Source organism: Mesorhizobium sp. DxT (assembly GCF_058448885.1).
The window spans coordinates 734222-746295 of the sequence record NZ_JBZFLJ010000001.1; the positions used below are offsets into that span (position 1 = coordinate 734222).

Annotated in this window: 9 protein-coding genes; 1 reads left to right on the plus strand and 8 read right to left on the minus strand. The window is 62.7% G+C overall.

The features are described from left to right. Nucleotides 1-25: 25 nt before the first annotated feature. A complete protein-coding gene (locus tag ACVJNE_RS03475) occupies nt 26-3160 on the plus strand; it encodes an efflux RND transporter permease subunit (protein ID WP_499562965.1) in 3135 nt (1044 codons plus the stop codon). A gap of 61 nt (nt 3161-3221) precedes the next feature. Here ACVJNE_RS03475 and ACVJNE_RS03480 read toward each other — a convergent pair whose 3' ends face one another. The 8 genes from ACVJNE_RS03480 to ACVJNE_RS03515 all read right to left on the minus strand — a co-directional run bounded on the left by ACVJNE_RS03480 (nt 3222) and on the right by ACVJNE_RS03515 (nt 12073). Continuing rightward, nucleotides 3222-4400 carry an ABC transporter substrate-binding protein gene (locus ACVJNE_RS03480; RefSeq protein WP_499562967.1) on the minus strand — a complete coding sequence of 393 codons (1179 nt, stop codon included), beginning with the start codon at nt 4398-4400 and terminating at the stop codon, nt 3222-3224. A 44-nt stretch (nt 4401-4444) separates the two neighbouring features. After that, entirely contained in the window at nt 4445-6340 is a 1896-nt protein-coding gene (locus tag ACVJNE_RS03485) for an AMP-dependent synthetase/ligase (RefSeq protein WP_499562969.1), read from the minus strand. A gap of 25 nt (nt 6341-6365) precedes the next feature. Next, nucleotides 6366-7184, minus strand: coding sequence for an ABC transporter ATP-binding protein (locus ACVJNE_RS03490; protein WP_499562971.1), 819 nt, complete (start codon nt 7182-7184; stop codon nt 6366-6368). Continuing rightward, nucleotides 7181-7969 (minus strand): ABC transporter ATP-binding protein, encoded by a 789-nt coding sequence (locus tag ACVJNE_RS03495; protein ID WP_499562973.1) that lies wholly within the window; start codon nt 7967-7969, stop codon nt 7181-7183. The genes ACVJNE_RS03490 and ACVJNE_RS03495 overlap by 4 nt, the downstream gene beginning before the upstream one ends. Further along, nucleotides 7966-9066 (minus strand): branched-chain amino acid ABC transporter permease, encoded by a 1101-nt coding sequence (locus tag ACVJNE_RS03500; RefSeq protein WP_499562975.1) that lies wholly within the window; start codon nt 9064-9066, stop codon nt 7966-7968. The genes ACVJNE_RS03495 and ACVJNE_RS03500 overlap by 4 nt, the downstream gene beginning before the upstream one ends. 7 nt (nt 9067-9073) lie before the next feature. Further along, a complete protein-coding gene (locus ACVJNE_RS03505) occupies nt 9074-9949 on the minus strand; it encodes a branched-chain amino acid ABC transporter permease (protein ID WP_173193281.1) in 876 nt (291 codons plus the stop codon). A gap of 101 nt (nt 9950-10050) precedes the next feature. Beyond that, on the minus strand, nt 10051-11100 hold the full coding sequence (locus ACVJNE_RS03510; RefSeq protein ID WP_499562977.1) for a zinc-binding dehydrogenase: 1050 nt from the start codon (nt 11098-11100) through the stop codon (nt 10051-10053). Between the two features lie 4 nt (nt 11101-11104). Further along, the gene (locus tag ACVJNE_RS03515) at nt 11105-12073 is read right to left on the minus strand and encodes an NADPH:quinone oxidoreductase family protein (protein WP_499562979.1); all 969 of its coding nucleotides are present in this window, start codon (nt 12071-12073) and stop codon (nt 11105-11107) included. Nucleotide 12074 lies beyond the last annotated feature (1 nt).

Here is a 12074-nt window from a genome sequence, read left to right on the forward strand (position 1 = left end):
CACAACCCACACGAGGAAACAGCGCGTGAGCCAGGAAACCAACGCCGCCGTCGAGAATGGCATCACCGCGCTTTTCGTGCGGCGGCCGGTACTGGCATTCGTCATCAACACGCTGATTGCGGTGGCGGGACTGGCAGCGCTGTTCGGTGTCGAAATCCGCGAGTTACCGGACGTCGACCGCCCGGTCATTACCGTCAACACCAACTTCACCGGCGCCTCGGCTGAATCCATCGATCGCGAGATCACCGCCGTCATCGAAGGCGCGATCGCGCGCGTGGCCGGCGTCAAGTCCATCTCCTCGTCGTCATCCTTCGGCCGCAGCCGTATCACGGTGGAATTCAATGACGGAGTCGACCTCGACACCGCCGCGTCTGACATGCGCGACGCTGTCGGCCGCGTCCAGAATAACCTGCCCGACGACGCCGATGTGCCGCGCATCGTCAAGGCGGATGCCGATGCCCAGGCTGTCCTTCGACTCGCCATCACATCGGACACGATGAGCGTGCACGACATGACGCTTCTGGTCGAAGACCAGATCGTCGACGCACTATCATCGATCGACGGCGTCGCCGAAGTCCAGGTCTTCGGCGACCGCGACAAGATCTTCCGCGTCGACATAAACCAGTCGCGGCTGGCAAGCCTGGGCCTCACGGTCGCCGATATACGCAATGCCCTCGCCTCCATAGCCTTCGACACACCTGCCGGTTCCCTGACCAGCAACACCCAGGACCTGATCGTGCGGGCAACAGCCCCGGTCACGACGCCCGAGGACTTCGAAAGCATCATCATCAACGGCACCACCCGGCTGTCCGACGTGGCGACGGTGACCCTGGGCGGCGACGTTGGCGAATCCCAGCTTCGCGCCAACGGCCAGACGGGCATCGGCATGGGCATCATCCGGCAGGCGCAGTCCAATACGCTGACGATTTCTCAGGGCGTGCGGGAGGCCGTGGAGCGCATCCGGCCGACCTTGCCCGAAGGCGTCGACATGTTCGTCACCAGCGATGAGGCGGTCTTCATCAATGGCGCGATCCACGAGGTGGAGATTGCGCTCGGCATCTCGGTCACCGTTGTGCTGCTGATCATCTTCGTATTCCTGCTCGATTGGCGAGCCACCATCATTCCCGGCCTCGCTCTGCCGGTTGCCTTGATCGGCTCGGTAGCAGCGATCTATCTTGCCGGTTTCTCGATCAACATCCTGACGCTTCTGGCCTTCGTGCTTGCCACCGGCCTCGTGGTCGACGATGCGATCGTCGTGCTGGAAAACATCGTGCGCCGGCGCAATGAGGGTATGGGCCCACGCGCAGCGGCGGTGCTCGGCACGCAGGAGGTTTTCTTTGCCGTGCTCGCGACGACCGCCACGCTGGTCGCCGTCTTCGTGCCGCTTTCCTTCCTGCCTGGCCAGACCGGCGGACTCTTCCGCGAATTCGGGTTCGTCCTGGCCATCGCCGTCTTCCTGTCCTCGATCGTCGCGCTTTCGCTTTGCCCCATGCTTGCATCGCGCATGCTCTCAGGCAAAAGCGACGAGCACAGCCATCACGGCCTGCTCGGGCGCATCGGCGCGGCGCTGGCAAGCGTCTACCGGACGACACTGCGCGCGGCGCTCAACGCACCGATGCTCGTAATCGTCGTCGCTGTTCTGTTTTCTGCGCTGGCGGCGGCGCTCTTCCCCACGATCCGCTCGGAACTCACGCCTTCGGAGGATCGTTCCGCTGCCTTCGTGCGCATCTCCGCCCCGCAGGGTGTCAGCCTCGATTACCTCGCCCAGCAGATGCGGCGCATCGAAAGCCTGATCCAGCCATTGCGCGATTCCGGTGAGATCATCTCCACATTTGCCATAGCCGGCTCGGGTGGATCACAGAACTCCGGCTTCATGGTCATGTCGCTTGCCCCCTGGGAAGATCGGGAACGATCGCAGCAGGAAATTCTGCGCGACGTAACCGCCCTCGTACAGGACGTCCCGGGTGTCCGCGCCTTCGCCTTCCAACCGAACAGTCTCGGCATTCGCGGCGCCGGTAGCGGCCTGCAATTCGCCATCGTCGGCAACAACTATGCCGACCTCAACGCCGCGGCAGAGGCCGTTGTCGCCGACTTCGAACAGGACGACCGCTTCCGCCAGCCACGCCTGTCGCAGGAGACGACGCAACCTCAGCTTTCGGTGCGCATCGACCGCGAGCGCGCCTCCGATCTTGGCATCAACATCACCGGATTATCGGAAGCGATCCAGGCAATGGTCGACAGCCGTGAAATAGGCTCGGTGTTTATCGACGACCGTTCCTATGACGTGAAGCTGCTGTCGACGACCAACCCGATCAACGATCCCACCGACCTGGAGAACATCTTCCTGAAGGCCCAGGACGGCCGCTTCGTGCCGATGTCGACGATCGCGACCCTGACGGAACAGGCTGTCGCGCCGTCGCTGGCACGCGAACAGCAGATGCGCTCCGTGGCTGTCACCACCGCGCTGGCGCCTGATTTCGCCCTGGGGGATGCCTATGCTCTTGCACAGGAAATCGCGGCGAAACACATGCCGCCCGGCAGCCGGGTTGTGCCTCTTGCCGAGGCCGCAACGCTCGACGAGACGTCCGGCGGCATGATGACGATCTTCGGCTTCGCCATCGTCATCATCCTGCTCGTCCTCGCCGCGCAGTTCGAGAGCTTCGTCAGCGCCGCTATCATCATGGCCACGGTTCCCCTTGGCCTCGCCTGCGCCGTCTTCGCCCTGCTGCTGACCGGCACCAGCCTCAACGTCTACAGCCAGATCGGCCTTGTCCTTCTGGTCGGCATCATGGCCAAGAACGGCATCCTGATAGTCGAATTCGCCAATCAGCTACGCGACAGGGGACTTGGTGTTCGCGAAGCCGTCGAACAGGCGTCCAATATCCGCTTGCGTCCCGTCGTGATGACCATGCTGTGCACGATCGTCGGCGGTTTGCCGCTCATTCTTGCCAGCGGCGCCGGCGCGGAAGCACGTGTATCGCTCGGCTGGGTGATCGTTGGCGGGCTGGGACTGTCGACGTTGTCGACGCTCTATCTCACCCCCGTCGCCTACCTGCTGCTCGGCCGCTTCGTCACGCCGAAAGTGGAAGAGGAAAAGCGCCTGCATCGCGAACTGGAAGACGCCAGCCGCCCGAAGATCAAGGCGCAGCCCGCAGAATAGGCATTTAATGGAAGCGCCGCGCGGTTGCCCGCGCGGCGCATTATTTTTGCGTTGTGGCGCCTTACTGCGATTCAGCGGGGTCGACGCGGCCGACCTCGACCCACTTGCCGCCCTCGATCTTCGAGATGACGATCAGATCGCCACCCTGGTGATCGTCGGGCCCGTAATTGACCGTGATGTCGAGAATCTGGTCGTCGAATTCGAGGCTTTCCATGCCCTTCTGGAAGCTCTCGGCAGTCAGGTCAGGTCCGGCCGCCTCGAGCGCCATGAGCAGCGTCTTAGCCGCACCGTAGCCGAGCTGTGCCGCGGTTCCAGCCGGCTCGCCGGCCTTGGCCTGGAAGTCCTCGGCCCAGGCCTTGACTTCCGGATTGTCCATCCGGTTCTCGAAGTCCGACCAGCCGGCAGCCGCGTAGTAGCCCTCGGTCACGCCTTCCGGCACCTTTGCGACTGCGGTGTTGAAGCCAGCGGACGAGCCGATGAAAGCAACGTCCGTCCAGCCCAGCTTCTTCGCGGTGCCGAAGGCGACGATGGTCTGGCGCACGCCGATGCCGGTTGCAACGATGTCGCAGCCCGCTTCCCGCAGCTTCTGGATCGAACCGACGAAGTCCTGCTCATCCGGCTTGTGCGTGGTCTCGGCTGCAAATGTCAGGCCCATCCCTTCGGCCTGGTCCCGCGCCGCCTCGAACACTTCGAGACCGAAGTCCGATGGGATATACATCGCGCAGACTTCCTTGGCGTCGTTCTGCTCGGCGAGATACTTAACGCCTGCACGCAACCCGTCATAATACGAAGCGGTGCCAGCGTATTTGTAGGTTATGTCGCCTTCGATCATCTGGCGCGCCGAGGTCAGCGGCGAGACGTTTGCCACCTGCTTGGCCTCCATGAGCGGGAAACCGGCGATGTTGTGCGGCGTGCCGAGGTTCAGAATCATCGCGAAGACCTGATCGGAGTTGATCAGCTTGTTGAAGTTCTGGACCGCCTTCGGCACCTGGTAGCCGTGGTCCTCCACCACAAACCGGATCTTGCGGCCGTGAATGCCGCCCTTGGCGTTCACGTCGTCGAACATCTGCTGCGCAGCCTTGATGGCGCCGACGTTGAACGCGGCGAAGATGCCCGAAAGGTCGCCGTTCGATCCGATGACGATCTCGGTGTCGGTGACGCCCTGCGTTGCGTAGGCAGCGGATGCCATGCCAGCGGCAAGCCCCATCGCCAGAATAGATTTCGTGAGCATGCTTTTCATTTTTTCACTCCTCCTGGTTGTCTTTCAGCACGTCGGGTCGGAAATCATTCCCGCCCGTACATCTCGTCAATCAGCTCTTTGTGCTTCTTCTCGACAAAGCTGCGCTTCAGCTTCATCGTCGCTGTAAGTTCCTCATCTTCAGCGGTCAGAAGCACACCGATCAAGCGGAAATCCTTGATTTGCTCGACGCGGGCGAACTCCTTGTTTGTCTCATCGACGATGCCGGCGATCAGGTCGCGCACTTCCTGAGCCGCACAAAGCGATTTGAAGTTGTTGAATGGCACCTTGTGGTCCTGCGCAAATTTCTCGACGTTCTCCTGGTCGATCATCACCAGACAGGTCAGGAACTTGCGTTTGTCTCCGATCACCACGGCGTCGGATATGAAGGGCGAGAATTTCAGCCGGTTCTCGATCTCGGCCGGGGTGATGTTCTTGCCGCCCGCCGTGATGATGATGTCCTTGGCGCGGCCGGTGATGAACAGGAAACCCTGGTTGTCCAGCCGGCCGACATCGCCCGTGCTCAGCCAGCCATCGGCCGAGATCGTCTCCGCCGTCTTGTCCGGCTTGTTCCAGTAGCCCTTGAAGACGTTGGGGCCCTTGTACTGGATCTCGCCGTCCGGTGCGATGCGGATTTCGCCGCCCGGCACCACCGGCCCGACACTGGCCGTTTTCTCATTCTCGATCAGGTTCACGGAAATCACGCCGGAACTCTCCGTCATGCCGTAACCTTCGAGGATCGTGATGCCGATCGAGCGATACCACCGGATGAGGTCGGGGGAGATCGGCGCCGCACCGGTCGTGCCGCGCCGCAACCGGTCGAAGCCCAGCATACGGCGCACGTTCGACAGAAGCATGAAATCCCAGAAGGAATAGGCAAGCCTGTTTCCGAAAGGTACCGGCCGCCCCTCCTCCAGTGCCTCGGCGCGCGCCCGCCCGGCCTTCATGGCCTGCGCGAACGCCCATTTGCCGATCATGCTAGCCTCGCTCGCCATGATCATGACGCGGCTGTAGATTTTCTCCCAGACACGGGGAACAGCCGTGAAGACATGTGGCGAGACCTCGCGCACATTGTCGAAAACCGTTTCGGGGCTCTCTGCAAAGTTCACCGTGGACTTCAATCCGATCGGCGTGAAGACGGAGATCAGGCGCTCCAGAATGTGGCACAGCGGCAGGAAGCAGACCTGCTCGTCGGTGGGTGTCACCGGCAGGGTCAACACCGAACCGATGATCGACACGATGATGTTCTGATGGCTGATCATCGCGCCCTTCGGCGGGCCGGTCGTACCGGAGGTATAGACCAGGATCGCCGTCTCCTCGGGCTTGGATCTGGCGATTTCCTCGTCGAAGCGGTTGGGGTTTTCCTTCAGGAAGGCGCGCCCCAGCGCGTAGAGGTCATCGAGGAAGATCACCTTCTCGTCGGAGAAGTCGTGCAGGCCATCGCGGTCGTAGACGATCACCCGCGTCAGCCCCGGCATCTCGCCCTTGATCGACAGATATTTGTCGAGCTGCTCGTCATTCTCGACGAACAGGAAGCGGCTGTCGGAATCGTTGACGAGATATTTGAGCTGTGCCGCCGAGTCCGTCGTGTAGACGCCGGACGATATTCCCCCGACCGACTGGACGCCAAGATCGGTGTAGATCCACTCCTTGTTGTCCTCGGACAGGATCGACACCACCTCACCGCGCTTGAGGCCGAGCGACATAAGTCCCAGGCCGATCAGGCGCGCGTGTTCGTAGAAGTCGCTCCACGTATAGGACAGCCAGATGCCGTAATCCTTCTCGCGGTGCGCCACCTTGTCCTGCAGCTCCAGGCATCGCTGCCGGAAGAGCTTTACCAGCGTGTCGCAACCGTCGAGGTAATACGGTCCCCTGGTCAGGTCGGCGTTGAAAGAATGCCCGTGCACTGTCTGCTGGGCGGGCAGTTTCTCGGCGATGGTCATGTCACTTTCCTCCCGAAAGCGCGCATCAGCGCCACGTCTTTTTCTGCTTCCAGCGCTTCTGGCCGCGCTGGCTCTCCTCCGTCTGCATGCCGAGGTAGAATTCCTGTACGTCCTTCGACTGCAGCAACCGCTCGGCCGCGTCGGCCATCACGATGCGCCCAAGTTCCATCACATAGCCATAGTCGGCCACCTCGAGCGCCACCTTGGCGTTCTGCTCGACCAGCATCATCGTCACGCCCTGTTCACGGTTGAGCCGCCGGATGATCTGGAAGATTTCCTTCACCAGCAATGGCGACAGCCCCAGCGACGGCTCGTCGAGAAGCATCAGCTTCGGCTTCGCCATCAGCCCACGGCCAATCGCCAGCATCTGCTGCTGACCGCCCGAGAGCGTACCGGCCGCCTGGTTGCGGCGTTCGGCAAGGATCGGGAAGTACGAGAAGACCATATCGTGGTCGCGCCGGATGCCGTCCGTGTCCGAACGGGTGAAGGCGCCCATCTTCAGGTTTTCCTCGACCGTCAGCAGCGGGAAGACTTCGCGCCCTTCCGGCACGTGCACGACGCCGGCGCGAACCACCTTGTCGGGATTGGCGCCTGCGATGTTCTCGCCCCGATAGACGATCTGCCCCTTCTCGGGATCCATCACACCGGAGATGGTCTTCATCAGCGTCGTCTTGCCCGCGCCGTTGGCGCCAAGCACGGTGACGATCTGCCCTTCGCGCACCTCCAGACTGACGCCCCGGATCGCCATGATCGGCCCGTAGAAGCTCTCGATGTTGCGGATCGAAAGCACAACCTGTGTGTCCTTGGCGGCAGAAGGAGCCGCTGCTTTTGCCGCGACATTCATGCCGGCACCTCCTGCTTCTCGTCAGAAACGCCGATATAGGCCTCGATCACCTTGGGGTCGTTCTGCACCTCGTGCGGCTTGCCGATCGAAAGCATCTTGCCGTCTGCCAGCGCCAGCACCCGGTCCGACACCGCCGACACAAGATGCATGTCGTGTTCGACCATCAGCACCGTGATGCCCATCTGCTTCTTGATGTCCTCGACCCAGAACGCGACGTCCTGCGTCTCCTCCACCGACAGGCCCGACGCCGGCTCGTCGAGGAGGAGGAGCCGCGGCTCGATAGCCAGCGCGCGGCCCATCTCGACCACCTTGCGCACGCCGTAGGGCAGTCCGGCGATATACTTGTCGCGATAGGCCTGCAGGTCGAGGAAATCGATCACCTTCTCGATCGCCTCGCGGTGCCGGCGTTCCTCGGCACGAACGAAAGGCGTGAAGGCGAGCTCCGTCCACATGTTGCTCTTGCGGTGTCGGTGCCGGCCGACCAGCAGGTTCTGCATCACCGTCGCCTGCTCGAACAGCTCGATGTTCTGGAAGGTTCGCGCGATGCCGAGCCTGGCGATATCGTGCGGCGCCTTGCCGAGGATGCTCTTGCCGTCGAAACGGATATCGCCCTCGGCCGGATCGTAGATGCGCGAGATCAGGTTGAAGAGCGTGGACTTGCCCGCGCCGTTGGGTCCGACGAGCGCGAACACCTCGCCCTCCTCGACGTTGAACGACACCTGATTGACCGCCACCACGCCGCCGAAGCGCAACGTGACGTTGTCGATTTCCAGCAGCGCGCTCATCGCATCCGCTCCGTCTTCAGGTAGGATTTCTGGCGGCGGAACATGTCGCGGCGATAGAACGGGAACAGCTCGAAATAGGTTCTTATCTTGAACCAGCGCCCGTAGATTCCGCTCGGCTCGAACAGGATGAAGGCGATCAGGATCGCGCCGAAAATGGCCGATTCCAGACCGGGAATGGCGATCGACCCGCCGCCGAGCACCTGGTTGAGAAGATCGCGCGTCATCGAGATCGCCTGCGGTAGCAGCGCCACGACGGCAGCGCCGAAAAACGCACCGTGGATCGTGCCGAGCCCACCGATCACGATCGCCAGCAGAAGCTGGATCGAGATGATGATGTTGAAGGTCTCGTTGTTAAAGATGCCGGCGAAGTGTCCCATCAGCGCGCCGGCCAGCCCGGTGATGCCGGCCGAGATGCCGAAGGAAACGGCCTTGGTCCGCGCCACGTTTACGCCCATCGCCTGCGCCGAAATTTCGGAGTCACGGATCGCCGCGAACGAGCGGCCGAGCGGCGAGCGCTGCAGGTTGCGGTAGAGGAGGACGATCAGCAGCGTGATACCGAGGATCAGGTAGTAAAGCCGCTCGGGATTGGCATAGCGGTTGAAGCTGAGCCCGAAGATGTCGATGTCGGGCGCGAACAGGCCGATCACGCCATTGGTCAGCGGCGCCGCGATGACGATGAAGTCGTCGACGAGGATCGCAATCGCCAGCGTACCGATCGCCAGATAGATGCCGTGCAGCTTGGTCATAGGCCGGGCGATGAGCGCGCCGGCGATGCCCGCGATCAGTCCGGCCAACGGGAAGGAAAGGATGAACGGCAGGCCCAGCCGTTCCTGAAGCAGCACATTCGCATAGCAGCCGATTGCCAGGAAGGCTGCGTGGCCGAGGCTCGCCTGCCCGGTCTGGCCGACGAGGATCATCAGCCCCATGCACGCGATCGACCAGATGAGCAGGTTGGTCATCTCGCCAATGGCGAAGCTGCTGACACCCAGAGGCAGCACAAGCATGACCACCAGCAGCAATATGTACCAGCCGCGTTGCGCGCCATGCCGGAAGAGGTTGATGTCGGCGTCGTAGGAAGTCTTGAAAACCGTCCGCATGTCAGCCTCACACCTTCTTCTGGTGGACCTGGGCGAGGATGCCGTGCGGTCGGAAGACGAGGATCAGGAAGAGCAGCAGGTAAGGCATGATCTGCGAATAGCCCGCCGCGATGTAGCGTGACGCGAAGGGTTCAAGCAGCCCGACGATCAGCCCGCCCAGCAACGCGCCGGGCAGCGAGCCGAAACCGCCGATCACGGCCGCCGCGAACGCCTTGATGCCCAGCAGGCCGATCGACGGGTCAATCGAGCCCTTGGAGGCAAAGAGGATGCCCGCGACCGCTGCCACCATGCCGGCAAGCGCCCAGATCAGCGAGTGGATCCGCTTGACGGGGATGCCCATGTAGTAGGCCGCGAGCTGGTTCTGCGACGAGGCCTGCATCGCCACGCCGAGCTTGGTACGGTTGAAGTAAAAATAGAGGATGACCGTCAGCGCGACCGTCACGAGTATTATGATCAGCTCGTTGAGACCGAGCACGAGCCCGCCGAACCGGACATATTGTCCGGCCATCGGGGTCTGCAGCGAGATCGGTTCATGCCCCCAGATCAGGCCGGCGGCGAAGCGCAGCACGAAGCCGAGCGCAATCGTCAGGATGATGACGGCTACCTGGCTCTGGCCGAACATGCGCCGCAGCACGACTAGGTCGAGCGCATAGCCGAAGGCCCCCATGGCGGCGATGGCAATAGGCACCGAAATCCAGAAGGGCAGCCCCATGAATTGCGGGTTGGTGAGGCCCAGACAGATAAAGGCTCCGAGCATCATGAAATCGCCCTGGGCGAAATTCACCGCTTCGGTTGCCTTGTAGATCAGCACGAAGCCCATCGCGACGAGGCCGTAGACACAGCCATTGGCGAGACCGCTGACGATCAGCTGCAAGACGTCCAAATGTGTTCCTCCTCCTCACGGGTCAGTGCTCTGTGTCACCGCACCCGAAATCTTCTCCCTTTTCGCGGCAGCCTCCCCGCCGCCGCGCCTCCCGTTCGCGCTCAGGGCGCGATGAAAACCTTGCCGTTCGGTTTGGCCAATTCCTGAGGCACGCGCTCGATCGCTTCCGAGAGCGGAACCACGGCCGTCACATCCGTCGCCCACCGCCCGTCGGAGAACCGCTTCTGCGCCTCCACCACCGCGCTCATGCGACGCTCCGCGCCGGCAGTCCGCATCCATTCGACCAGCCAGAAACCCTCGATCTTCTTGTGCATGAAGATCAATTGGCCAGGCTCGGGGATGGGCGTTGCGGCAGGGTCGAGCCTGCCATAGACGATCCACCGCGCATGCCTGCCCAACGCGTTGAAGATCGCGCCCGCCAGCGGCCCTGTCACTGCGTCGAGGAAGATGCGCGGCTTTTCCTCGCGCAATACGGCGGCAAGCTCATCGCGGAATCCCGGCGCATCGGCGTTGAGCACATGGGCGGCGCCCAGTTCCTTCAGCATGGCAATCTGCTCGTCGCGGCGCACGATCGCGATGGGGCGATAGCCTTCATCCCTGGCTACGCTGATTATCAGCTTGCAAAGCTGGCTGGCGCCTGCGGTCAGCACAAATGCCTTCTCGCCCGCCTCCTTGACGATACCGAACATGGCAAGCGCGGTGAGCGGATTGACGATCATCGCCGCCGCATCCTCGTTCCGCACCGTATCGAGAAGCGGGATGCACCCCGGCGCATCGGCAACGGCGTAGTCGGCCCAGCTACCCCAGTTGGAAAGCCCGGTCGCGAATGCGATGCGCCGTCCCATCAGGGCTTGTGCTTCCGGCTCCGGCCCGGCGGCAACGACATGGCCGACACCCTCGAACCCCGCCGGCCGACCCTGAACGCGCGGCTGGCCGTACATGCCTTTCACGAACATCACGTCCGACGGGTTGATAGAGGCGAGGTCCACCTTGATCAGCACCTGACGCCCCTCCGGCTCGGGCACGGCAATCGTGCCGTCCTCGACATAGGGTTCCATTGCCTCCAGCACGGTGCCGGACGGCTGCCTGGCATAGCCGTCGTTCTTCAGAAGAAGCGCGTTCATCGTGGCTGGAATGGACACTGGCGGCATCTCCTCAGGGCTTGAGCACGATCTTGCCGGCCGCGCCCCGGCCAAGCACGCGTTGCAGCACGGCTGGCGCATCGGCGAGCGCATAGACGCCCTCGATCACCGGCTTCACCTTGCCGGCAAGATGCCAGCCGACCAGTTCCTTCATATTCTCGGCATAGACGGCAGGTTCCTTCTGGGTGAAAGCACCCCAGAACACGCCGACAACGCTGTAGCCTTTCACCAGTGTCAGGTTCACCGGCAGTTTCGGGATCGTGCCCGAGGCAAAACCGACCACCAGCAGACGGCCGTTCCAGGCCATCGACCGCGACAGCGCGTCGAATGCGTCTCCGCCGACCGGGTCGAAGGCGACGTCCACGCCCTTGCCATCCGTCGCATCCTTCAAGGCATCCTTGAGGTTGTCATAGCCGAGCACGATGTCGGCGCCGGATTGCCGGGCGATCTCGCGCTTCGCCTCGCTGGAAGCGACACCGATGACCCGCGCCCCCATTGCCTTGCCGATCTGCACGGCGGCCACACCGGTTGCCCCCGACGCGCCGAGCACGCACAGCGTCTCGCCGGGCTGGAGCTGGCCGCGCTGCTTGAGCGCATGGTGCGAAGTGCCAAAACCGCAGAGCAATGCGCAGGCATCCTGCCCGGAAATCGCATCCGGCAGTTTCATCACTGACGCTTCGTGTGCGGCAACCCGCTCGGCATAGGCACCCAGCGAGGACACGGAAGCGACACGGTCGCCGGTCTTGAAGCGGGTGACTTCGTCGCCCACCGCCACGACCCGCCCCGCCACTTCCATGCCGGGCACGAATGGCGTCTGCGGCTTCATCTGATAGAGGCCCTGCACGAGGAGTCCGTCGGGAAAATTGACGCCGATCACCTCGGCTTCGATCACGACCGTGCGGCCTGCCGCGACAGGCTCGGGCCAGTCCGCATACTGCAACTGGCTGATCGGCCCGAATTCCTTTGCAACGATGGCTTTCATG

Excerpts from the sequence above, each read along its gene's own strand:
- ACVJNE_RS03495 (WP_499562973.1), bottom strand. The coding sequence starts at position 7,969 with ATGAGCGCGCTGCTGGAAATCGACAACGTCACGTTGCGCTTCGGCGGC.
- ACVJNE_RS03515 (WP_499562979.1), bottom strand. The coding sequence starts at position 12,073 with ATGAAAGCCATCGTTGCAAAGGAATTCGGGCCGATCAGCCAGTTGCAG.
- ACVJNE_RS03480 (WP_499562967.1), bottom strand. The coding sequence starts at position 4,400 with ATGAAAAGCATGCTCACGAAATCTATTCTGGCGATGGGGCTTGCCGCT.
- ACVJNE_RS03485 (WP_499562969.1), bottom strand. The coding sequence starts at position 6,340 with ATGACCATCGCCGAGAAACTGCCCGCCCAGCAGACAGTGCACGGGCAT.
- ACVJNE_RS03510 (WP_499562977.1), bottom strand. The coding sequence starts at position 11,100 with ATGCCGCCAGTGTCCATTCCAGCCACGATGAACGCGCTTCTTCTGAAG.
- ACVJNE_RS03490 (WP_499562971.1), bottom strand. The coding sequence starts at position 7,184 with ATGAATGTCGCGGCAAAAGCAGCGGCTCCTTCTGCCGCCAAGGACACA.
- ACVJNE_RS03500 (WP_499562975.1), bottom strand. The coding sequence starts at position 9,066 with ATGCGGACGGTTTTCAAGACTTCCTACGACGCCGACATCAACCTCTTC.